Source organism: Paraburkholderia agricolaris (assembly GCF_009455635.1).
In the GTDB taxonomy this organism is placed as follows: Bacteria; Pseudomonadota; Gammaproteobacteria; order Burkholderiales; family Burkholderiaceae; genus Paraburkholderia; species Paraburkholderia agricolaris.
The window spans coordinates 1683828-1707370 of sequence record NZ_QPER01000001.1 but is presented as its reverse complement, the minus strand read 5'-3'; the positions used below and the strand labels follow the sequence as shown (position 1 = coordinate 1707370).

Genomic DNA, 23543 nt, shown 5'->3' with positions numbered 1-23543 from the left:
CGGATGCTTGCCGCATAGCAGATCGGCAGCTTTGCTTAGAACGTTTTGAGCAATTGTAGGGCGATTGCGCGAAACCTGCCGGAAGCCCACGCCGCCGGCAAGGTCGTCGATTGCAGGGAGACCGGCGCACCGCCAGCGCGCGCCGCCCCGCGTCCTTCAAGAAGCGTCGCCGCCCGGCGTTCTGGTTTTCAGCAGAATATGCTTGGCGATGCCGCGCACGATGTTCACCTCCTCCCGCTCCAGACCGGAACGCGCGAACAGGCGCCGCAAACGCGACATCAGCTTTTTCGGATTGGCCGGGTCGAGAAACTCGAGCGCAATCAGCGCGCTTTCCAGATGCGCGTACATGCTTTCGATTTCGTCGCTCGCCGCCCGTGCGCCGAGCGCTTCGCCCTGCCCCGCGGACGCCTGAGCCGCGGCGGGCGGCGCGGATGTTGCGTCGCCGGCAGACAGATACGCCGTGCGCAACTCATACGCCAGCACCTGCACCGCCTGCGCAAGATTGAGCGAACTGTAGGCCGGATTGGCCGGAATATGCGCGAGCGCGCTGCAACGCTCGACGTCCTCATTCGACAAACCCGTGCGCTCGTTGCCGAACACCAGTGCGATCTCGCCATGCGCCGCCTGCTCGCGCGCGGCGCCGGCCGCGGCACGCGGGGTCCATTGCGGTGGCCCGTATTCGCGCAACCGCGCGGTCAGCGCGATCGACCAATGCACGCCGCTCAGCGCGTCGGCAAGCGTCGGCACGACGTGCGCGGATGCCAGCACGTCGTCGGCGCCGCTCGCCATGGCGATGGCTTCCGGATCGCTTTGCACGTGCGGCACGCGGGGCGACACCAGCACGAGGCGCGAAAAACCCATGGTTTTCAGCGCACGAGCCGCAGCGCCGACGTTGCCGGGATGGCTGGGCTCGACGAGCACGAAGCGCGTCGACGTAAAACCGCCGCGCAGGTCCGCCACGGCGGGATCGGAGGAATGGTGGGTGTGGTCCACGATGAAACTCGGCAGGCTAAAGAACGCGTATGGTAGCGCCAACCCCGCGCCGGCTCCGAATTGCGCATGAATTGATGCATGCCGGCCGCACAAAACGCATGCCAATCTTTGCCAATCGCCCGTCATACCGGCTGCCGGACAGCAACCGCTGCCGCGGCGGCCGGACTCAGGTAAAATACCAGGATTCGCGTCCGGCTTTCGTCTGTGAAAAGTCCGGTGCCTCGTTCTTATTCAATTCGTCTCCGTCGGCGGAATCTGCACCGATCCTTTACCGGACGTGCGTTCCGTGCTGTTTCCGCGCCCCTTGATGGCGCTCAGTCAGCGCTCATCCCGCGCTCATTTACCGGTAAGCAGCCGTGCTGCCCCGGCACAAGGATCCAGTCTCATGCATCCCATGCTCAATATTGCTGTGAAGGCCGCGCGCCGCGCAGCCCAGATCATCAACCGCGCGTCGCTCGACCTCGATCTCATCCAGGTCAGCAAGAAACAGCACAACGATTTCGTCACGGAGGTCGACAAAGCGTCTGAAGCGGCGATCATCGATACGCTCAAGACCGCCTACCCCGATCACGCCATTCTCGCCGAAGAATCCGGCAAGTCGCAGAACGAGTCCGAATATCAGTGGATCATCGATCCGCTCGACGGCACCACCAATTTCATCCACGGTTTCCCGTACTACTGCGTGTCGATCGCGCTCGCCCATAAGGGCATCGTGACGCAATCGGTGGTCTACGATCCGACCCGCAATGACCTGTTCACCGCCTCGCGCGGCCGCGGCGCGTTCCTGAACGACCGCCGCATCCGCGTCGCCAAACGCGACCGCCTCGCCGACGGACTGATCGGCACCGGTTTCCCGTTCCGCGAAACGGACGGCCTCGAAGCGTACGGCCGCCAGTTTGCTGAAATGACCGAAGCCTGCGCCGGCCTGCGCCGCCCGGGCGCCGCCGCACTCGATCTGGCCAACGTCGCCGCGGGCCGGATGGACGGCTTCTTCGAACAAGGCCTGAATCCGTGGGACGTCGCCGCGGGCAGCCTGCTGATCACAGAAGCCGGCGGTCTGGTCGGCAATTACACGGGCGACTCGGATTTCCTGCACGTCGGTGAAATCGTTGCGGGCAATCCAAAGGTCTACGCGCAGATGATCCCGATCCTGTCGCGCTACAGCCGCACGCGTCAGCAATCGGCTTAAGGTTTCTGGCCTGGAGCCTCCGATCAGGCGCTCAAGCCTGCGGTCCGGGCGACTCTGCATCGGCTTGAGCGACACAAGAAAGCGGCTTCGGCCGCTTTTTCATTGGCGCGCCTGCATCCCGCGAGCGTTCGTGCTACAAAGCGGAAGGCCGCGCCGGCATGCTCGATTCGCCGGTTGCGTTTCGCGCGTCTTTCACAGCGCCCTGCTTCGCGTCACATTTGCGCGCAGCTTCGAACCCGCTTCATGAAAAAAGGCTTCTACACAATTATCGCGGCGCAGTTTATTTCGTCGCTCGCGGACAATGCCCTGCTGATCGCCGCCATCGCCTTGCTATCGGTGATCCGCTCGGCCGCCTGGGTCACGCCGCTGCTGCAGATTTTCTTCACCGTCTCCTACGTGCTGCTTGCTCCCTTCGTCGGCGCATTCGCCGACGCGCTGCAAAAGCGGCACGTGATGTTCGTCTCCAACGCGCTCAAGGCAAGCGGCTGCCTCATGATGATCGCCGGCGTTCATCCGATGATCGCGTACGGCGTGGTTGGCTTTGGCGCGGCCGCATACTCGCCAGCTAAGTACGGCATTCTCACCGAACTCCTGCCTGCGGAAAAACTCGTCAAGGCGAACGCCTGGCTCGAATCGGCCACTGTCCTGTCGACCATTGTCGGCACGATGGTTGGCGGCGCGCTGATCAGCACCCTCGCCGATAAATTCGTCGCGCATGCGCATTTGCCGCTGATCCGCTCCTCCGCCGATCTGGCCATGTTCGCGGTGATGGTCACCTATGCGATCGCGGCGGGGATCAACATCTTCATTCCAGACACCGGCGCGCGTTATCCGAACCGTTTGACCGAACCGAAGAAACTGGTCGGCGATTTCTATCATTGCTTCAACGTGCTATGGGCTGACAAGCTCGCGCAGATTGCGCTGTGGGTCACGACGCTGATGTGGGGCGGCGCGGTCACGCTGCAATTGCTGGTGCTGAAATGGGCGAATGTGAACCTCGGTTTGTCGCTGTCGAAAGCCGCCGTGATGCAAGGCGTGACGGGCTTGGGCATCGCCGTCGGCGCGGCCGCCGCAGCCGCGCTGATTCCGTTGCGCAAGTCGCTGCGCGTGCTGCCGATCGGCATCCTTACCGGCGCCGTAGCGATCGCCGTGGCGTTCTACAACAAGGACTTGTTTCCGGCGGGCGCCGGCATTCGCCTCGGCTCGTATGTCCTGCCGTTCTATATCCTGCTCGCTTATCCCTTGATGATTCTGCTCGGCGCGCTGTCCGGATTTTTCATCGTGCCGATGAACGCGATCCTCCAGCACCGCGGCGCGACCCTGCTCTCCGCCGGTCATTCGATCGCGGTGCAGAATTTCAACCAGAATCTGGCCGTGCTGCTGATGCTCGGCGCCTACGCGATCCTGCTCACCGCAAAGATGCCGGCGCAATGGATCATCGTCGTGTTCGGCAGCTTCATCACGTTCATGATGTGGCTCGCAAAACGGCGCAGTGCGGTGAATGAGCGCACGGTGGATATGCGGGCGTTGGTGGAAGAGTGACGGCATGGCGAGCGTCACACGACTGGCGCGAGTATGGACGTGGCGGTATGCGAACGGTGTGGCGGATTGGCCGTCCGGCCAGGGTCCGCTCGCCGCGCCGGCGGGTTAAACTCACGCCCTGAACAGCTAACGCAAAAAGACACCAAGGATGGGTATTCAAACCGCAGCGGCCAATGACGTCGCACAACACACGCCGATGATGCAGCAGTATCTGAGCACATGCACTCAATAACTGCATAGCGCCTTTAAAATCAACAACTTACAAAAGCCGTATAAACTGAAAAAAGGTTGATTTTCCAGGTATTTTCCAAGCGACGGCTTCTTCCAATTTTTATCGTTTCGTGCTAGGCGGAATAAGCACGGTGTCGAACCACAGTCCCGCACGACCGTCGTCCTCGTATGCTTTCGCCAGTAGCCGGTATCGAGTGTCCATCGGCTCACTGATGCCGTGCTTTCTGCAGTACCGCTGCGTTTCAATAGCGGCCAGCCCTTCGGCCAAGAAAGGCTTCAATCCGCCGTCCACCTCGCGGATGGCACAGCGCTCCAGAAAAAACTCGTAGCCTGAGAAATCGTGGCGCTCGTCCTGCATCGTCATCTCCCCAACCCCTGTGTTTTTATACAGTACCCGGTTGAGTCCCGTCGCGCAATAAAAAAGCCCCGCTGCTGTGCGCGGGGCTTGCTGTTGCTGGTGAAGCACTCAGGCTTCGTCTGGGTGAAGCGTGTCGCCCGCACTACCAGGCTGGCGTGCCAAACCGAGGGCTTTGTCGACTGCAGCTTTGTCCGCCGGCGTGATGCGCTTAGTGAACTTCGCAAAGTCCGCGTCTGCGTCAAAAAATGAGCGGAGGATTTCCTCGATAAGTTCACCCTTTTCAACAGGGTGGCCATAGGCCTGTGCATAAAACAGGCGGTACTGTTCAATGGCAGTACGAGTCGACAGTTTGAGCGATAAATTGATACGGTCGGTAGGGTCGATGACAGTAAATTGCTTCAGAGTGGGCATTTTGTACCTCGAGAGAGTGAGTAGGTGCTGTGTGCTGGGTAGCGCGCGTCGCGTTCACCTTGTGCACATAACCTATAGCCACCACGAAAAAACTGCCCTACCCGACCACACACGAGCCCCGTGTTCTCCCTGAAGCAGAAAGGCGCGCAATGTGCGCGCCTCGATTCCCAGCTGCAGGGAGAGCTGCTTGCGCAGCTCTGCTGCGCCTGCTTTCAGCTAACGTCGACCGCCGCGCTCAATTCAGACTCGGCCGCGAACAACTCGAGCAACGTCAGCTCGTCGCGTAGTGCGACCACGAGTGCGCGGTCGTGCCGTGCAACTGAGACACCCGTAGCCGCGCGGGCATAGCCGAGGGAAACGGTGTACGTGCTGCACAGCTTGGATAAACCAGCCAGGCTGAGGTCCGCGGCCTCAATGCAGCCGGCGCGTGCCGAATCGAGGCGCTCCATTGCGGTGCCAATCGGGGTATCAGTCGTAATGCCGAGGGTGTCAAAGAGTGCGTGGCGGATGTCGCCGGTGTCGAGCGAGTGGCCTTCGCCGTGGATGTCGTAGAAAGCGCGCTCGAGTGCGTCGAGGGAAGATGAAGTCATTGTCGGGCCTTGAGAGAGTGTGGTGTATTTAGCACCCCGCCGGCCGTTCTGATGACGTGCTCAGTTCGGGGTATGAAACCTATAGCTATAAGTTTTATACGGCCCCGGCTAAATACACCGGGCACGTTCCAACCCGCAGCGCCTGAGCGCTGCATCGACTCGATGCTTCAGGAACAGCTTGGGCACGTCAACCCCACGGGCGGACAGCGCCGCCCTGTTTTCAATAGCGCGCGACCCGCGCGCATGCCGGACTGATGTAAGAACACTCACCGGCGGGTTACACCCGCTCCGCTGTTGTCATTTGCCCCGCACTACACTCAACCCCCATTTGATATCAAGCACCGGAACAACGAGGCCTCGTACTGCGCTACAGACACGCTCGCTGGCCCCTCGCTTTTACTGCGATATGAGACCATCGTATTGCGCGCAACGGTTCAACCCTTCAGTGCGTGAGCAGGCTTCTTATGGGGGTAGCTGAAGACAGCGGCTGCGCCGCTATTTGTTTGCAAGATGCCGGGAAAGCGAGGTCCCTTACTGCGCTAAAAAGAAAACCGACGCACTGCGCTACGGAGCTGCCTTGGTTGTGCCTGGCACTGCGCTATTGGAGCCTACTACTCACTGCGCTACGAGGCTCATGGACGGTGCGAAGTCACTGCGCTACGAGGCCCCATGCTCTGCTCACAAAGTGGTCCGTATCTGAAGGGGCGTGGCACGGGTAGGAATGCCGGGATTCGCGCGGACATACCGGCTTTTCCGGGCGAGCTGCGGTGTGCGCCGCTACGCATACCTCCGTGCCTCGAGACACCGACTCGGGCGCAGGACGCAGCGAGCGCCGCGAGCTGCCAACAAAAAGCCCGCAGAACGCGGGCGGTGTTGCTATTGCACTGGTTGTATCACGACTTCTCACGGACTTTGCGTATTCTCAAAACCCATGAGGGTTTAGTGAGTGAGCCTGTCCCGCAGTGACAGCGCTTCTACGGCAGCCGCGGCGCGGTGTAAATCGGCGGCAATCTGCCGTGCTCCGTCCAGCGTCAGCGGCATGTACACCATCTCGCCTTTGACTTCGCCTTGAAGGTACACCCCCGACGTCGAGCCTGCTTTAACCAGGAGGGTATCGATGAAAATATTTGAGGACATTTGAGAGAGAGCCTTAATATATCTTGTCTTTGCAGGGCGGCACGCCATGCGTGCCGCGTTTGTGTAATCAGCTGCGCATTACGCAGCGGCCACCGCTGATTCCAGCTTCTCGATACGTTCGTCCAGCGCGAGGCGCACAGCAAGCGAACGCGTCACACCAAGGCGCGGCTTTGCCGACAGCGCAGCTCCGTTGAGCTGAGTACGAAAAGCGAGCGGGTCGCCACCCATACGGCGCACATAGTCGGCGTACAGCCCCGCCGGAATCGAGACACTGGTTCGCTTACCGTCGCTGAGCACGACGGGCATGTGTTTGTGCGCAACGGTGGAAATAGCCTGGTTCATTCGTGGTGCTCCCTCGGTTCAAAAATTAAATTGCAAGGCGAGTTCGAAAAGTGCTTCATATTTCCTATATAGCAACCCCGTTTGAGTTGCCTTTGGGATTGCTCGCGCGAAGGATGTGTCTAGCTATCAGTTTTATAACGACGGGCTAAATACACCGGGCGTGGGACAGAGACGCAGTTGGGGGTTAATTGAAAACAAAGGGTGGGTGTTGGGTGCGGGGTGTGATTGCAAAGGAGGGAGCGCCGATGAGGCCTGACGTCACCCGGTGCAGATAAGCGTAGTTCCCTCCCCGGGCGCTGAGCCGAAGGCGTGGCTCGGATTGCGAACGAGGAAATGCCCGCAGGCGCCGTAGTTAAAGGCGCGGCGAGCAGTGGGAGCAAGCAGAGGCTGTAGGAAGCCCCTGTTTAGGTCGTTTTAACAGCCAAATAAACAGGGGGTCTGGTCCAGCGGTGCTGGTCCCGCTGGTCGCGGGTAAGCGGCAGACAAGCGGAGGGCTCGTAATCCCTCCGGAGGGTGGCTTCAGGTGCGCTCTGCCCTGCCGGGCAAAATACACCGCGCGTGGCTTTTAGTTTTGCGTGTACTGCCCGCACTGGAAGAGCGAGCATTCGACTGCGCGGCGGCGCACGAGGCCCGGCGAAACCACCGCGCCTGCCTTGTTGTACGCCGCGCATTGAGCGGCCGCGCCGGCGTAATCGCCTGCGTTAAGCTTGCGCAAAAGCGTGCTTGACGCCTGCGTCGGATACGGTGTGTGCGGCAGTGAATGGCAAAGAAAAACCCGGTGTATTTAACCCTGGGTCTAGCGCATGGCTACCGCCGCGATGCAATTACAAGGCCGGACGCTGCCACGCAAAGGTGTAAAAGGCGGTCCCTCCGGAAGGGCTCACGACCTTGAGGGTGCACTGCATGACGAGTACGCCGTCGGGGATAGTGTCCGTAATTGCGAAGCTGCCGGACGTCGCCGTGTACGTGGTGGGCAGGCTCTTGAGCGACCCACTGCCGGGGGTGTAATCGCCACCGGTGCGCACTGCACAGTCGCCGTCGGCGTCAGCTGAATTGACTGAATCAGGTCGCCCTTTGCTGATTTCAATTGCTTCGTGTCGGCGGTCAAGGCGGCCTTAAAGACCGTCGACAGGCCGATATCGCGCAGTTCGCCAACGACGCCGGTGTCAGGGTCACGCGCGCCGATGAGGATGGACGACACGTTGACAATGGTAATGTTTGTGTTTGCTACGGTTTCCGGTTAAGAGGGGAAGGTGCGGCGTGTCGTGCGAAGCTGCCGCCGCGGAATTGAGGCGCGAGGGATTGCGGCAGGGCGCGCGGTGAGCGCAGGAACGGGCCTGCGTAGCGGAGGGCGATGTGTCGTCCCAGCCCTTCCCTGCCGTTGGCTGTCGGCGCGCTATGCGCACCACAACCGCCCGTGTGTGCGCGGGCCCTTCAAACCCTCTCCCATGCAGCCCAGGAAGAAAGCCTCACTAGAGTACGAAGCCCTCTTCTCAATTCTTATATCTAATGGGTTGCGCGCGGTGCGCACCCCTTGCGTACCAAAGCTTTTACAAGGGAAAAAAGGAGGCTTTCTTGGACGGGCTGAAGGCCCGGCCCTCCTTAACTGTTATCTGTTATATGTTAAGGACGAGTTACGTCGTTGATTTTATTGAGTGTACTTCGCCGTCAATACACCGGTGATTACACCGGTCTTTACACTGGTCATTACACCGTGAGCGGGCAAAATACACCGGCCTTGGCTTGCCTGTACCCGGGCAAAAATACACCGCCCTCACTTGGGCAGAAGCGGGCTTACGGCTGTCTGCAGCGGCTCATCAGTGCCCTCGTGGCCTTGATGGACCCCAAACTCGCGCTTCACGCCGCCACCCGCCTGGCCTGAAAAACAAACCCCAAGCTCCGAAAAACGTGAGTTTCGTCAGCAGTCTGAAGGCCCCGGTGAGGGGCATATTTATTAGAGGTCAGCGGTCTCGAGTTCGCGGGCAGCGCGCTTCGTCGTCAGACCTTCCAGCACGTAAGCTTTCAGTCCGTTGCGGTTTGGGCTTGCCTTCAGCGCCCAGCCCTTAATGAAGCAGGCTTTTTTCAGGTCGTCATGTGCGTCCTGTAGCGTCTCGCGGAAAGTTTTGCGGCTGCCTTGCGCGCCGAGATACTCGACGAGGTCATCGAAAGTGAAATCGTACGAACCGTCGTGAGACTGGTAAAACAGAAACAGACGCTTACCCATACCTGACAGCTCGCGATAGATGCTCTCGCTGTACCAGCTGCTCAACTTCTGACCAAAGAACACGCGAGCGTAGCGGCTGATTTCAGTAGAAAACTCAACGGTGTTACCTTTTTCCGACTTCGTCTCCACGAGGTCGCCGAGCAGCTTAAAAGACACCTTCACGCCTGCCACGCCGGCGCGCTTGAAAAGCTGTTCGTGCGGAAACAGGGCGCACCAGCTTTCGATTACGGCCTTGTCCGATGTCCACAGTTGAATCTCCGCATTCCGCAGACGGTGCAGCTGCTCAACGAGGGACCGCAGCGCCGGAGTGCTTTTGTCGCGGCCGATTTTGCGCAGCAGGTCGAGAACCTTGACTGTCGGCAGACGCTGGCCCAGCGGCACGGTGGCTGCAAGGCGCAGCATGTGCGCGTAGGTTTCCATGTCCGAGGTGCGCAGTTCTTCGCCGATGTACAACATCTCGACGGTGCCAGCTTTAAAGCCGGACACGCGGTCAACGCGCATGGGCGCCTCTTTCGTGTATTTCGTCCGCTTCGCATTGCGGGCACCCGTGAAAATCAACCGGCTGCGCATAATAATGTGCGGCAAGGTCAACTGCGACGCACGCGCTGCCGGCAAGAACAGGTCCGAAACGCTTTTGCGCAGTGCAAGCTGCTCCATACCCTTGAGCAAGTCTTCTGCCGGCATGTCTTCCATGTCGAACGCTGCGGCCCGCACCGGTTGGCGCTCTTCGCGCACAGGGGCCGGAGCCAGTGCTGCCGGCCTCGGGTCAAAGTCGTCGGCGACATCGACAGCTTCACAGTTTAGCGTGCCCAGTGCTTTGCGCGCTTCCGCACGCTGGAACTCGGCGTATTTGCGAGCACGCTCGCGGGATGCTTCAGTAGCTGTTGCTTCCTCGGCCTTGCGCTCAGCTTCCTTGCCAGCAGGAGGCGCGATTTCGCCGATAAGAGGGCGGTCGAGGTCGAATCCCTGAATGCCTGCATCCACCAGGTCCGACAGCGCGTATAGCCAGCTGTACGCGGTCAATTTGTCGGCAAAGCCGGTCCACTCCTGCTTCTCGTCGTGTCCGTCGCAACGGCTGGCCCAGTCGCGCAGCGTGTCGCGAAGTTGAATGCGGGCAAAGAGGCTCTTGTTTGCTTTCACCCAAGCCCGCACGTTCGCCGGCGTGAAGGCGGAGAAAAAGTCTGCGTCCAGCTCGAACATGTCGGCGATGTCGCCGGCCGGGAACGTTGCGAACTGCGCGGCGGTGTAGGTGTACTGGGTGTTCATTTGAGAGCGTCCGTCGAGAGCGGGTTATAGCTTCTATAGCGACCTCAAAAAAAACAGCACCCGGCAAAATACGCACACGCTGTCACATGATGCGTGCGACGCCCAGCGGGCTATTGCCTTTGCTGCACAGGAAAAAAGCTCTGTCGTGCATTGGGAAACCGTTGCAATCGTCGGCAACGAACGCGAAATTGGCCAGCGGCATCGCATTTCAAAGAAACGCCTGCTGCGGTTCGAATGCAGCTTCAAGGGTCCGGACGGTTTCGTGGACAGCGATATTTTCGAAACGCGCGAGGTGGCGCACGCAAAAATGGTAGCGTGTCGCCTAGCGCGCGAACGCGGCGCTAAGCCGCTGCTGGACACCTTCCGCGCAGCGTCAGCCTAAAGTCTGCTTTACACAGCGGAATAGGAAGCCCGGCGAACCGGGCTTTGGAATCAGAATCAGGGGGTCAGTGCTTTTCGGCTTTCGCGCGCTCCGCTGCTGCAAACATGGCCTGCCACTGTACCGACATCGCTTCGCGACGAGCAGCCAGCATGGCTGCCGTGCGTCGGATGCCACCTGCAGCAATCAAACCCAGCAGTGCTGCGAAACCACCGAAGGACGCGCCGATGATACCTCCGATTTGGTACGTAACGAGCATCGCACACAGGGCCACTATCGCCGTCGGTGCTGCTTTTAGGAAGCCCTGACGATGGAGCGTGATGACTTCTCGCGTTGTGTACTGCATGGCCACGATGACGAGAACCAACATCACGACTTTCGCTGCCAACGGCAGTGCTGCCAGATTTGTTGCTTGCATGTCTTGCCTCTCCGGAGATGCCCTTGTGTGCCACGCCCTTCGGCGAAGCGACCGAAGGGCGGTTGGTTATCGATGCCGTCGCACCGACGTAGCCTTGTTGGCAGCTACGTACTACGTCTAGCGAGCAGACTTTTGCCGACGCGATGCTTCCGCGTCAGAAGACATTTTTATGGTTGCGCCCCCGGCACCAGCAGGAATCCGCGAATCACGGAGGAACGAAAGCCCCGCGCGTGGCGGAGACTGTTGACAACAGAGTGCGATTAGCGGCCTTCGCGCTCGAGCTGCTTATAGAATTCCGCATTGCCATTGCCGAAGGTCTCCGGAAACAGCAGCCCAAACATTAGTGTGCAGAAGCCCAGAACGATGAGCAGGTCACGGTTTTCGATTACGATTTGTAGCATGGTATGTGGCAGCACAGTAGTGATAATTTATATAGTACTACTGTTTTATTTGCTTGACAATTCTCTGCTCTATAGACTTCGCGAGCGGCTGAGGCGCGCCTGTCGACCGCGACCGAAGAAAAGCGGCCGCTGCATCGGCCGCCAAATCAAGCACCCAAGACTACATATCGAATGGAATGGATTCGCCGGATGCAGCCGGGAATTATCTTATATAGCGCCGCAGCCAGCGCCACGCCAACTGGGGTTACCTCATTACTTGCCAAACGACACTCACGTTCGTTGGCGCGACCGGTCCAACTCCCGAAGGGCCAGCAATCTTAGATGCTTACCTATCGTGCGGTAGCTGCCTCTTCCGAGTTCGAGCCTCACGTTCCTCAATCCCATCCGACGGCGCTGCTTTCGCAACGAAACGCATGCTCGCACAACATCCGCCGGCGTAATGCCTTCGCGTCCCATATGAATGACCTCACTAACGAATTGCCCCGTCGCCACGACCGAGCTCATCTCGAGTAGTCACCCGTCGGAATTTGGTAACAGAAACTGCGTGCGAATCCTCCGCCGCTGCGCCATCCTGCGACCGTCACACAACGACGGAGGTCATTCGGAATATGGAAACAGCCTGCCTTGACACCAACTCTCCCGGCATTCGAACGGTTTTGCATATGTCACCAGCAGTCATGGCGGCAGCAATCGTGTCGGCACAGAAATGCGGGCCAAGCCTGCGCGATTGGCTGGACCGTGCAGTCGCGAACCTTATTGCCGACGACCATCCAGAAGGTGCGGCGCCATGGTCCGTCCAGGCCGCGGATTTGTTCGCAGACGTCGCGAATTGCTCCCCAGAGCTGTTGCACGGGAGATGGTCGATACTTTACGAACGGGTGCAACTAGAGCGTGACCTTTGGCATCAGTTGTTAGCGCCGATGTAAAAATGACCCTGGCGCCGAAGTAAACCTGACCCACCTGGGAGACGATGGCGGATTTTGCCGCCGATGCTGACTCAGGAGCAAGCAGTGGAAATCAAGGTATTGGCCCGGCGTGGGACGGCGGTGCGCGAGATAGCGAGGCAAACAGGTTTATCGCGCATTACTGTGCGACGCTATCTGAGGAACGAGCAGGCTAGCCGCTACAGCCAGCGTGAGCCGCGAGCAACGAAGCTCGACCCGTTCAAGGACTATCTGCTGGAGCGCGTCGCCGCCGCGCGGCCGCACTGGATTCCGGCAACGGTTCTGCTACGCGAATTGCAGGAAGCTGGATACGAAGGCGGCATCAGTCAGCTCAAGGCGTTTCTGGTGCCCCACAAGCGTCCCGAAGTCGAACCGGTGGTGCGCTTCGAGACTGCGCCCGGCAAGCAGATGCAGGCCGATTTCACCGTTATCCGGCGTGGACGCGAGCCATTGCTCGCGCTGGTCGCGACGATGGGTTACAGCCGCGCGAGCTTCGTGCGGTTCACCGCGCGCGAGGACGCCGCGACGCTTTGCGAATGCCTGCGCGAAGCGCTCGTGTACTTCGGGGGCACGCCGGAGCATGTGTTGTTCGACAACGCGAAGTCCGTGGTCATCGAGCGCGATGCATTCGGCGAGGGCCAGCATCGGTGGAATACGCAGTTGCTGGCGCTGGCGGAAACCTATGGGTTCACGCCGAAGGTGTGTCGTCCGTATCGCGCGAAGACCAAGGGCAAGGTCGAACGGTTCAACCGCTATCTCAAGGAGAGCTTCGTTGTGCCCCTTGCCGCGACGCTCAGGTCGTCAGGGTTGAAGCTGGACGTTGAGGCCGCCAACGCGCACATCGGCCGATGGCTGTCAGAAATTGCCAACGTGCGCCGTCACGCGACGACGGGTGAGCGTCCAGCGGTGCTGCTTGCAACCGAGCAGGCGGCGCTTCTTCCGTTGCCGACGCAGGCACCTGCGCTCGCTGTGCCGGACAACCGCCGGGTGCTGCCACGCGAGAGCCTGCAACACCCGCTGGCGGTCTACGACGCGTTGCTGGAGGTCGCCGCATGAATCTGCAACATGAACGGATTGCCGCGCTGTGCGTGCAACTCAAACTCGATTGCATCGCTACCGACTGGGCGCCGCTCGCACAACGCACCGCAACGACTGATTCGAGTATGGCCGACTTCCTTGAACAGCTTCTGCAAGCGGAGCTCGGCGCGCGCGAGCAGCGCAAGCGTCAGGTTCTGACAAAGCTGGCGGCGTTGCCGGGCGTCAAGACGCTTGAGCAATACGACTTCGCCTTCGCCAGCGGCGCGCCGCGTGCGCAGATTCAGGAACTGGCGAGCCTGGCGTTCATCGAGCGTGCAGAGAATGTCGTGCTGCTCGGACCATCGGGGGTCGGCAAGACACATATTGCGACCTCGCTTGCGTATCGTGCGGCGCAAGCGGGCATCAAGACGCGGTTCATCACGGCCGCCGACCTGATGATGCAACTGGCCGCCGCGCGACAGCAGAACCGCTTGCGGGAATTCTTCAATCGAGCGGTCATCGGACCCAGGCTGCTCGTTATCGACGAAATCGGCTACCTCCCATTCGGACGCGAAGAGGCAAACCTGTTCTTCAATGTCGTCGCGAAACGCTATGAGCGCGGTTCAGTCGTCTTGACCAGCAACCTGCCGTTCACGCAGTGGGCGACGGCCTTCGCTGACGACCAGACGCTGACAGCGGCGATGCTCGACAGGCTTTTACATCACGCCCATATCGTGCAAATCAGCGGTGAGAGCTATCGATTGAAGGACAAGAGAAAGGCGGGACAAACAGGTACGCGGGCAAGCGCGAAAGCAGCCGCGTGATACAGGACCCGGGTGGGTCAGATTTACTTCGGCGAAACCTCCAAATGTGGGTCAGGTTTCAGTCGGCGTTGACAATCAGTCGGAGCAAACGGCGCAAGAGATGAACGACGGCGAGCTGCCGGGGGCTCCATACATAGTTCCGACAAGGTTGCGGAAGGCGTGGCCGCGGTTGGTAGCCGGGGTGTTTTGCCTGTAGCGATATCGGTGAGACATTTCGGCTTTGGCGCTTGGGCAGTCCCGCGGCAGTCGCCGCGAGCGACAGTTCGAAATGCGCCTTCCCCGGCACCGCGAGGCAATACCGAGGCGAAATCGAGTCGATGCCAACAATACCCGAGACGCGTGGGCGCACAAAGGCAAGCCGTCGTCGCAGCAAAAGCGGCCAGCCAGCGGCGCGCCGGGCTAGCGTTTGGATGGTTTCGCAGTTCGCCGCGGACAGCTACCGCAAGGTCGGCAACGCGCTCGGGTTGTCCGTGGCAAGAAATTTTTTTACCAGCAATTTTGCGACGGTCCTTTCGGACGAGCCAATTTTGCTGTACGCCCGTGAGACAAGAAGTTTTCGGCATTGCCCTTCTGCATCCTTGCCCTCAGCCATTTTCCGATAGCAATCAAACAAAAGAGCATATTCGCGGGGATAGATACTTCGAGGAGGTGTCGATGAAATTTCGGCAATCAGCCTCAATACTCCGGCCCCGTCAATCGTACTAGTCTGATGAGACCATCCTAGCGATGAGAACCCGGCCACCGGCACCGAGACGTAACTCAGGAACTTCGACTGCTCGAGTGGTTTAAATTCTCCCTCGCTTCGCTTTCCAAACTCCAAGATAACTTGTCCACGAGCCGGACCATTTCGAGCGTCGGTCTTGTCCAAGTGATTGAGGTGATTTGCGATTGCATGTAACGTCATGCCCAGTGCCAGAGATACTGCATCCCCACCCACGGCGATACTGTAATTGCGCTTCGGCCGCGTGCCTTGCCCCTCAAGATAAGAAAAGGGGGCGTCAGTGTTAATGTCCACTGCAAGTAGCTCAGCTGTGCGGGCGCGAAACAAAACAGCAGGAACATGATGAATGAAAAATTTCGAACCTTGGACTCTCTTCGCAGACGCTCTCTGAGCCGCGTCCCGAAACGAAGCCCAAAAGGCATCGGACGTATATCGCTGAACCCACGTCGAATGCCATGCATTTCGACCGTCATGCAGGAAGAAGATATCTACTGCACTGACAGACTCACACACCTCGAACTGCGCTAGAGATACGACGACACCCGGATGGAATCTGTTATGCATTTCCGCCCCCCTCGCGAAAACTCAGGTCGCCAGTGCTTTACTGACGGTTACCATGTAGAGTGCCGTTTTTTACTACTTCGCGTTCGCTACTCGGTAAGCGCCTTCAATAGGGCATCCCGAACATCTTGGTAAAACTCAATATCCAGCTTCGTCGCCATGTCGTCCGACAGCTCGAACAGCTGACGACGGCACGCCACTGGTAACAACAAAGATTGCGCCCCCTTCTCCACCGCTATTTCTGCGAGCGTGACGGCGTTGTGGACAGGTTCGATTGTGCCCCCCAGCGTCACTTCGCCGACAACAATCAGCCCTCCACGGACCGACTTTCTCAGCAGCGCGCCCGCCAGTGCAATAACTGATGCGACACCCGTCTTCGCACCAGATTTCGCGGCATCAAACGCTCGAAGCTGCACGGAAAATTCGTGAGACCGCGGGTCGCGGTCGCCGACTAGTTGGCCGGAGCGTGAATACAGATTCTGTTCGGCGCAGCGAATCGATTCGCGAAACGCGGGTGGCACAGGGTTGTTCAGCACGCGCACTCCGCTGCCAGGCCCCTCCGAAACCTCCAGGCGAAACAACCCCGGATGCTCGTCTTCGCCACCTGGACTTAGGGTCCAGACCTGGCCGCTTTCTAACGGCTCATCTCCGATACCGCCCTGACTCCGCAACTCGGGCGTTGAAACGAACTTTTCTACGCCTTCAGTTCCGAGGGTATAGCTGAAATGCGTGTTGCGAAATTCTGCGGCGCCGATGCGTTTTTGCTGCTCCTTCACCCTGCGCCGCACTTCGAGCGCAAGACGCACTGCCCATTCCAGGTCTTCGTCGCTGACAGGCGTAGCGGTGTCTGGATAGAGCAGCTTCAGCAGACCGCTCACGGTCTTGTTGACACCGTTCAGGTCGCGGCCCGACAGTGCGCCGCCCCAGAACACGCGCCCCTGCAAAGCGGAAATACGGCTTTCGGCTCGCAGCCGCGTAAAGCACTCTGACAAGAAGTCGCTCACCAGCCCGAAGTGCTCGGTGAACAACGTCGGATTCAGCTTGGGAACGTCCCAGCCCGGCAAGAACGCGTGAATTCTGTCCATGAAGGCGGTGTCGTTGCGCATCTCTGGCGGCAGTGGCCCGAACAGATGACCAACACGCTGCTGATGCTCGACGTCCACATCGAAGTTGCCCACGAGGACGATGGAGCCATCAGCGCGGATGCTCTCCTTGCCTCGCGAGAACTCGCCGCTCTCCATGTAGCCCTTCATGATGTTTACGCCATCCTTCTGGTCAAAGGACACGCCAGACACCTCGTCGAAGCAAACTACGTCGTACTGGCAGACCAAGCCGCGCTGTCCGTTCGCGTTGTTGACGAACATGCGCGCAACTGTCGCCTTGCCACCAGAAATCAGGTGTGCATAGGGCGAGACTTGCTGGAATAGGTGCGACTTACCCGTGCCGCGCGGACCCAGTTCCACTAGATTGTAATTACGCTCTACGAACGGCACCATGCGCAAGAGCAGCGAATCTTTCGCGCGCGCTGGTAGGGTCTCCGGCTCAAATCCAACACTGCGAAGCAGCAGGTCCCGCCACTCGGCAGTCGAGAAACTCTCACGCCCTTTGGCCAGCACGTCCAGCACCTCGCGCTTGGACAACTGTATTGCCCGCAATGAATCGACACCGAACGGTCTACCGCCCTTTTCCTGGGCGATGGACGCGTCGTACCCGAGTGTCACCTCTGCGTAGAAGCCGCCTGTCAGCATCCGCTCGTTGTCCTTGACCATCTCTGGTGTCAACCGAACATCGTTCAGCCTCAGGCTCGGCAGACTTGCAACGTAGGAGTCAGTCTTGGCGTCCAGACGAGCCGTTATGATGTCGATGATTTTGACGGAGCCCGACTCACGAGCACGGGCCTTGAACAGTTCCTCCTCGCCCGCCTTGACAGTGCGAGAAGCAAGCTGACGCTGGACGATATCGAGGCCCTCTTGGATTTCGGCCTCATCCGTTGTCGCACAATAGCGGCCAAGCAAAAACTCCACGACATAAGTCGGCACCGGGAACTGGCGACTGAACGTGCGCACCAGGTCCTTTCGAACGACATAGCCCTCGAAGGCTGTCGTAGCTTTTCTGTCCAATTCATCGAGTTGCATCTTGTCTACCTATCTTTTGTGCGCTGGCCTTAACCAGAATCCTGCCTTGTGTTTTGCTTTCGAGTCGTGGGAATGCGCCAACGCAAGTCACAACGCATTCCGTCACCCCCCTACCGTGGTCGCCTGTTTCTGCAACACATCGCCAGCTGGACTCAGGACCACCACCACGGCAGCAGAACCCATGTGTTCATCGTCGACGGCTAGGCTCGCCTTACCGCCGTCGATGGGCTTTGTGCTTGCTATCAACGAGGTGGATGCCAGCGCAGGCTTGGTGCGAATATCGACATTCAAACCCAGAGAAGCGCTATCCACTTCGACAACGCATCGCAGGCGTTTCCAGGTGACCGCCTTGATGGTGACCGCCAATTCCGTTGCCGCTGAGCCCGTTGCCTCTAGCTCTAGTACGGGTACAAGGCACTCCTGCAAGCTGATGCCACCATGGGCGTATTCCTCACCCGCTTTGAAAGACGTTACCCCGGGAGCATAGGCCACTTGCACGTCCTTGCACCAATCCCAGCCGAACGTCAGCGGGGTGCCATGCGAGGTGTCCTTCAGTACCGCACAGCGGCCCCACCGGGTCTCCGCCTCGTGCTTCGGCAGTTCAGTCTTGGGCAAGCCGCCGGGCAACAGCAGCCAACCGTGGTCGGTCACGATGCGCACGCGCTTCCAGCCGGCCTGGCACAGCTCGCCGACACGCTCCACCACTTGGTCCAGCTGAGTCTCCAAGTCACGCGCCAAACGCACGCCGTGCTCGTGTCCGTAGTGGTCCAGGTCACCCGCCTCGGTCCAGGCGCGGCCCTGCGGGTTTCCTGTCTCATGCTTACCCAATGGCTGCACCCCGTGCTCGGCCAGCAGCTTTCGGAAATTGTGGCCCGACAGTGGTTTACCGTCTGCGGCCACGCGGGGCTCGAACTCCACATCGTCAACAGTGCCAGACACTTTGTCTGCAATGGGCGAACACCACGCCTTGCCGGACGCCGTCACCGACGGGAGGCTGGTCCACTGGGCTGAAAGGGTCGTCTCGCCCAACCCCGACAGGCGCTGACGTAGGTGAACCGCTACATCGTAGCGCAAGCCATCGACGAACACCGTGCAAGTGCCGGCGCTATGCTCCCCGACCGAGTTCGCAGACAATGGCGCAAACCCGCCAGCGACCTTGATGGTTTCTTGCAGCCGCCTGGCTGCTTCCTCGACCCAAGGCAGGTAGACCGCGCGAAGGGCCGCCGAGACGGCGTCCACGTCGGCCTTCAAATGCACAGAGCCCAGAGCGTGCAACGCGGCCCCGTCCACCTGCCAACCCGACTGCTGATAGCTGGTTGCCAACTCGGCCGGCGTCTGGCCGATAGGAATAGTCGCGCCCTGCTCGGCGGCTTTGCACAGATGCGCTAGCGCCGCCGCCAGTGGAGAGCGGCCCATGCGGTTCCACAACCAGCTACGCCGTATGCCGTGCTCCGTCTCCGCAGCCAAAATGGCCGTGCGTGCCTGTTGTGCGTCCATGGCGGCGCAGGCTAACAAGGCATTTCGCAGCGCAGATTCACTTTGCTCATTAGCCTGCGGATAACCGGCCAGTTGGTCGAGGTCGGGGAACAACCCCATATGTGGCGGCTGAACCGCAGCAAGCAACTCGTACACCTTCGGAAAACTGGTGTAGGAGTCCTTGTAGAGTTCGGCGACCGCTGCCCATTTACCTCGGGCTTTTGCAAGCAACTCTGCCGCCACAAGCGTTCCATCGGAGATGGGGTCGACGCCAAAGTCCGTCTTGCACCGCTTGGCAAACACATCCCATCGAACACCTTGCCACTGACTCTGGGCGCTTTCGGGGTCGTTCAGCCAAACCAGCAAGTCGCGCGTGGGATTGGGCGCGAGTAAGCTATGCAGCCACTCGGCGTTGATTTGCCGGCCTCTGAACTCTTCTACGCTGCGCTCAAGCAGCACGCCAGCCTCCAGCGCCTGACCCAAGGCTTCTTGCGTGGCCTTGTCCTGCGCCACGTCCAAACCAAGACCACCGGTTCTCGATACCAGAAAGGCGCTCAGAGTCCAGTCCTTTGCGTTGGCCTGGGTCCAGAACACTCCACGGTATTGCAGTTCGGCCAAGGGTTGCAAATCGCGCGAGCAGCTTTCGATGGCACGCAGGTCGGCACGGCTGACGCCCGGCAGATAGAGTACCGGCACCGCGTCAGTCGGCAAATCACCCAGCGTACGGGCAACAGCGCATTTCAGCCATATGGCGGGTCCGCAGCGCCGCTCGGGTTGGTAAACGCCCAGTGTTAGCAATTGTGGCATCACCACTTTTGCACGCTCCAGGACCGATTCCCATTGCCTTTCCTTGTCCGTCCACAGGACGACCACTGGAGGGACTGCAGCATGACTGTTGCCGGCCGCCGCTTTGCCTAGCGCGTCGGTCAAGCAGCTCAGAACGGTGTCGCTCATGGTCAGCCCCTGGTCTTAGCTTGCGCTTCGCGCTTCTCTGCGACCGTCAAATGGTGGTCATTGATGCGCTCTCCCTGAAACGTCTTGAACCACGGTGCGCTGTCCACGTCCTTGCCGCGGTCCTTGTCCCAAGCGATATTGAGCCTGGGCTTCTTGTTGTGGCGCAGGACCTCGGCGGCAATGAACGGCCGGATGTTCAGGCGCACGCCGTCATTGAGGTCTGGGTACCAGCCGATTGGTTGGTCGGCTAGCGGCTTCCAGCGTACGAAGACGTCATAGGGAGCCTCGCCTTCCAAGATGAACTCCAGCCGCCGCTTCAGGTTCTGGGCGGCCGCCAAGCGCGCGGGGGCGCCATCAACGCCGTCGCGCACGCCAATCTCCTGCTGACGAATCCAATCGCCCAAGTAGGTGTGGATGAGGCGCTCTAGGTTCTTTGCGTCGAGCTGATGATAGTTCACCAGCGCGGCAAAGCCGTCCTTCATACCGTCCCATACATGCCAGATGAAGGGGCGGTGGTAGAAGCGCTTGGCGTGCTGTTCGAAGAACTTGTCGCGCAGCCAAACATCCAGCCCCTTGCCAGCACAGTCAGCGTCGCCAAGCAGCTTGTCCAAGATGCTTGGCTTCCAACTGCCGGGGGTGACGGTATCCCAAGCGGCAATCAGCAGGTTAAGCAACCGTTCGTGGGCTGGCTTTTCGCCGCGCACCGGCGGCAGGCAAACAATGCCGTCGTCGTCCACCAAGTCGGCGAATGTCTCGCAACCGGCAATCCAAGCGCGAGCTTCGTCCGAAAGCTCCATCTTACTGTCGGTCTCTGCCGGCCACCGGTAACCCAGTAGTCGGGCAACGGCCACCTGCAAAGGGTCTGTCGAGGGCTGCGGGTGGCCATGGAAAAACCACTGAGTTGGGTCATTTGTTTGAGGTTTTGGCAACCCCTTCGGAAACCTTTCGGCGGCAACTTGGGCCCAATAACCAAGTTCGAATGGAACTCGCCCAAGCGTGGCATTGGTGACATTCAGCTTCTTATCAATCATTCGAACGGCGTCGTGGAACTCTTTGGATGAACAAAATGCCCAAATCGCTGCGACATTTCTCGGGTCCTTAGGGACGACCGCGCTCACGTTGTTGTCGAACTTCGAGCCGAAATAGAGCGAGGCTGGCAATCGACTCATCAAACTGACCGCAACCCCATGTCGCCCCCAGGCATTTGCGCCTTGCCTGTCGCGTCCTCGGTCTCGTTCTTGCGCGGCAGCAAGGGCTCGCATTTGACCATTGCCTTGCTCATAGAGCACCACATATTCGCATCCACCAATCGGTGTAGTGTCTGAAACAGTGCTCTGATGAAATTCCCACGCCGTTCCTCTCTCCCGAATCTCCCACCAGTTCCTGACGAACATAGCTGAATCGCTTGTCGGCAATCCCTGCGATGCCACTGCATAGCCATTGAGCAAATCACCCGACACATCTCCGAATACGATTCTGTAATCGGGATTCTGAAGAATGGTCCGCTGGGTCACCTGCAGTATCGGGGAGGTGGTTAGCCCGGTTGCCTTTTGGTCGGCACCTCCCAATCCAGAAACGTCAAGGCCATATAAGTTATGTCCTCCGGGTGGAGAATCTGAGCTAAGCGTCAGCAGCTGTACATTGAAGTCCCACATCGGTGTCTGAAAGCCCTTTGCTCCCAGCAAGACTGCGAGACGCCACGTCGTGGCCCGTAGCTTTTGTTCCCGCTGCTTCTTATAACTGGTCAAAAACAGCCAGTTCTGCGGCATGACTATTTGCACCACACCGTGCCCCTGTTCTTGGCTGAGCTCCAGGCAACGCTCCAAGAACACATTGGCCAAGTCGTTCTTGGCCTCGGCGTAATAGGTTTCGCAGTAGTGTTTCAGGTTGTCGTCTTGCTTGCCCCGCGCCAAGTAGGGCACATTTGTGATAACTAGGTGGTACCGAGCGTCCAAGAGCCGCGCAGCCTCCAGTAGCCCCTGCGCCGTCAGAGCTAGGTCCCAGGTATCGTCGTTCAGCTCGCTCCCTGCGTTCCAGAGCGTGGCGGCGGTCTCGGTGGCCAGCGCGCGTCGTAGCAAACCCTGGAGTGTGTCGACGCCGGGCGTCGCTAGGTCATTCTTCAGGTTACGCGTCGGGTCCAGCAGGCTGCCCAGCAGCGGCGCTTGGGCAAAGCTGGCGTGTAACAGCTGCAACTCCTGGCGCAGCAACTCGAAGTTAGGCGTTCCATCGGGCACCAACGCTTCCCAGTCCTTGGAACTGGCCGCTACCCTCAGCCCACAGCAGGCAATGTTGGGTGTGGGCATGTCGGCTCGCGCACCCAGCGGGTCACCGTTTTCGTCCGGGAAGCGCCAAGCAGCCAGCGCGAGAGCGAACACAGCGATTTCCACACAGCGTGCATCCAGCTCTAGGCCGTGGAGATTGTCTGCCAGTACGGCGTCCACCGCATCCTTGGCGCTCAGCCCCTCGGCCTCCATGCGCATGGGCGCCAGCATCAGGAATGCTGCTACCAAGAAGTGGCCAGAGCCGCAGCAAGGGTCGAGCAGCTTGAAGTCCGCTAGGCAGTCGGGCCAGCAGTCGAACTTGCCGGCGGCGGGCGTGCCATCCTCCAGCGTGCGAAGGTAGGTCAACGGCACCGGGCAGGTCTTGGCTGGGTGTCGCGTCATCCACCAGGCGCCCAAGGAGTTATGGAGCAGGAAGTCCACCATATAGGGCTCCGTGAAGAGCTGGGTGACAGCGGGCAGCTCGTCGGCACCTATCTTAACTTCAGAGGCGTTGACCTCATCTTTTCTTTTGGCTTGCCAGAACTGGTAGACCCAGCCCAAGCTGTCGCTCGCCTTGAAGACCTCAGCGGGCAGTGCTCCCAGCAGGCGCTCCAGCTCGCGCTGGTGTTCGGGTGCGAACGCGAGTTCGAACACCGGGCTTTGCGGCTTGAAAACTTGCGGGAGCATACGGGCGGCGAGCTTACCGGCAAGCTCCCACTTAGTCTTGGCCCCCAGATTCATCGCCAGGTCGGTTTCCTGCACCAGCGCTTCGCAGTCGTCCAGTGACACGGCGGCCCCCGGCTCCCACAACAGCAGGCCGTTCTCGGCCAAGAAGCGGGCAAAGAGCATGCGATGCCAGTGCTCGTAGGCCACTTCCCACACCAGGTGTTGAATACCCTGGGCGTCGTCACTGGCCTTCACGTCACCCAGAGCACGGCCGTGGGCTCGCAGGCGGCGACGCAGCGCTTTGAACTCGTCGGTCAGGTAGTCAGGTGCCTTCGCCTCGGCCACTGCAATCTGGGCCAGCGCGGCGCGGGCGCCTTTCTCGGCCACGTCGCGGGCCATTTTGACGGTACTTTCGAGCTGGGTGCGCAACACCTTAGCCAGTGGTTGGTTGTTGATGCTTTTTGTCAGCATGGTGTTTATGTCTTATCTACGATGTGACACGT

At 59.8% G+C, this 23543-nt stretch carries 19 protein-coding genes; 4 read left to right on the top strand and 15 right to left on the bottom strand.

Annotated elements, in window-relative coordinates:
• Positions 1 to 156: 156 nt before the first annotated feature.
• Positions 157 to 993 (bottom strand): RNA methyltransferase, encoded by an 837-nt coding sequence (locus GH665_RS07750; protein ID WP_153135366.1) that lies wholly within the window; start codon positions 991 to 993, stop codon positions 157 to 159.
• 385 nt (positions 994 to 1378) lie between these two features.
• Between GH665_RS07750 and GH665_RS07745 the strand changes: the two genes are divergently transcribed.
• Both GH665_RS07745 and lplT read left to right on the top strand, forming a co-directional pair.
• A complete protein-coding gene (locus GH665_RS07745; protein ID WP_028199552.1) occupies positions 1379 to 2182 on the top strand; it encodes an inositol monophosphatase family protein in 804 nt (267 codons plus the stop codon).
• A gap of 243 nt (positions 2183 to 2425) precedes the next feature.
• Positions 2426 to 3724, top strand: a complete 1299-nt coding sequence (lplT, locus tag GH665_RS07740; protein ID WP_153135365.1) for a lysophospholipid transporter LplT — start codon at positions 2426 to 2428, stop codon at positions 3722 to 3724.
• Between the two features lie 331 nt (positions 3725 to 4055).
• Here the strand turns inward: lplT and GH665_RS07735 are convergent, their stop codons facing one another.
• The 10 genes from GH665_RS07735 to GH665_RS39630 form a co-directional block, all read right to left on the bottom strand.
• Entirely contained in the window at positions 4056 to 4319 is a 264-nt protein-coding gene (locus tag GH665_RS07735) for a hypothetical protein (RefSeq protein ID WP_153135364.1), read from the bottom strand.
• 102 nt (positions 4320 to 4421) lie between these two features.
• Complete coding sequence (locus GH665_RS07730) at positions 4422 to 4724, bottom strand: DUF2274 domain-containing protein (protein WP_153135363.1); 303 nt, start codon at positions 4722 to 4724, stop codon at positions 4422 to 4424.
• 212 nt (positions 4725 to 4936) lie between these two features.
• Entirely contained in the window at positions 4937 to 5314 is a 378-nt protein-coding gene (locus GH665_RS07725; protein ID WP_153135362.1) for a hypothetical protein, read from the bottom strand.
• Between the two features lie 939 nt (positions 5315 to 6253).
• On the bottom strand, positions 6254 to 6451 hold the full coding sequence (locus GH665_RS07720) for a hypothetical protein (protein ID WP_153135361.1): 198 nt from the start codon (positions 6449 to 6451) through the stop codon (positions 6254 to 6256).
• A 78-nt stretch (positions 6452 to 6529) separates the two neighbouring features.
• A complete protein-coding gene (locus GH665_RS07715) occupies positions 6530 to 6793 on the bottom strand; it encodes a hypothetical protein (protein WP_153135360.1) in 264 nt (87 codons plus the stop codon).
• A 565-nt stretch (positions 6794 to 7358) separates the two neighbouring features.
• A complete protein-coding gene (locus GH665_RS39635) occupies positions 7359 to 7550 on the bottom strand; it encodes a glycoside hydrolase family protein (RefSeq protein ID WP_425496047.1) in 192 nt (63 codons plus the stop codon).
• 1197 nt (positions 7551 to 8747) lie between these two features.
• The gene (locus tag GH665_RS07710; RefSeq protein ID WP_153135359.1) at positions 8748 to 10283 is read right to left on the bottom strand and encodes a hypothetical protein; all 1536 of its coding nucleotides are present in this window, start codon (positions 10281 to 10283) and stop codon (positions 8748 to 8750) included.
• Between the two features lie 446 nt (positions 10284 to 10729).
• Positions 10730 to 11080 (bottom strand): hypothetical protein, encoded by a 351-nt coding sequence (locus GH665_RS07705; protein WP_153135358.1) that lies wholly within the window; start codon positions 11078 to 11080, stop codon positions 10730 to 10732.
• 260 nt (positions 11081 to 11340) lie between these two features.
• Entirely contained in the window at positions 11341 to 11481 is a 141-nt protein-coding gene (locus GH665_RS07700) for a hypothetical protein (RefSeq protein ID WP_153135357.1), read from the bottom strand.
• A 270-nt stretch (positions 11482 to 11751) separates the two neighbouring features.
• Positions 11752 to 11937: a DNA-binding protein gene (locus tag GH665_RS39630; RefSeq protein WP_425496046.1), complete on the bottom strand. Its 186-nt coding sequence runs from the start codon at positions 11935 to 11937 to the stop codon at positions 11752 to 11754.
• Positions 11938 to 12470: 533 nt separating this feature from the next.
• Between GH665_RS39630 and istA the strand changes: the two genes are divergently transcribed.
• Both istA and istB read left to right on the top strand, forming a co-directional pair.
• The gene (istA, locus tag GH665_RS07690) at positions 12471 to 13481 is read left to right on the top strand and encodes an IS21 family transposase (protein WP_153135355.1); all 1011 of its coding nucleotides are present in this window, start codon (positions 12471 to 12473) and stop codon (positions 13479 to 13481) included.
• Complete coding sequence (gene istB / locus GH665_RS07685) at positions 13478 to 14266, top strand: IS21-like element helper ATPase IstB (protein ID WP_153135354.1); 789 nt, start codon at positions 13478 to 13480, stop codon at positions 14264 to 14266. Before istA ends, istB begins: the two co-directional genes overlap by 4 nt.
• 436 nt (positions 14267 to 14702) lie before the next feature.
• Here istB and GH665_RS07680 read toward each other — a convergent pair whose 3' ends face one another.
• The 4 genes from GH665_RS07680 to GH665_RS07665 form a co-directional block, all read right to left on the bottom strand.
• The gene (locus GH665_RS07680; protein ID WP_153135353.1) at positions 14703 to 15551 is read right to left on the bottom strand and encodes a hypothetical protein; all 849 of its coding nucleotides are present in this window, start codon (positions 15549 to 15551) and stop codon (positions 14703 to 14705) included.
• A gap of 86 nt (positions 15552 to 15637) precedes the next feature.
• A complete protein-coding gene (brxL, locus tag GH665_RS07675; RefSeq protein WP_153135352.1) occupies positions 15638 to 17683 on the bottom strand; it encodes a BREX system Lon protease-like protein BrxL in 2046 nt (681 codons plus the stop codon).
• 102 nt (positions 17684 to 17785) lie between these two features.
• Positions 17786 to 20113 carry a BREX-1 system phosphatase PglZ type B gene (gene pglZ, locus GH665_RS07670; protein WP_153135351.1) on the bottom strand — a complete coding sequence of 776 codons (2328 nt, stop codon included), beginning with the start codon at positions 20111 to 20113 and terminating at the stop codon, positions 17786 to 17788.
• A gap of 2 nt (positions 20114 to 20115) precedes the next feature.
• Positions 20116 to 23511 carry an Eco57I restriction-modification methylase domain-containing protein gene (locus GH665_RS07665; protein ID WP_153135350.1) on the bottom strand — a complete coding sequence of 1132 codons (3396 nt, stop codon included), beginning with the start codon at positions 23509 to 23511 and terminating at the stop codon, positions 20116 to 20118.
• Between the last annotated feature and the right edge of the window lie 32 nt (positions 23512 to 23543).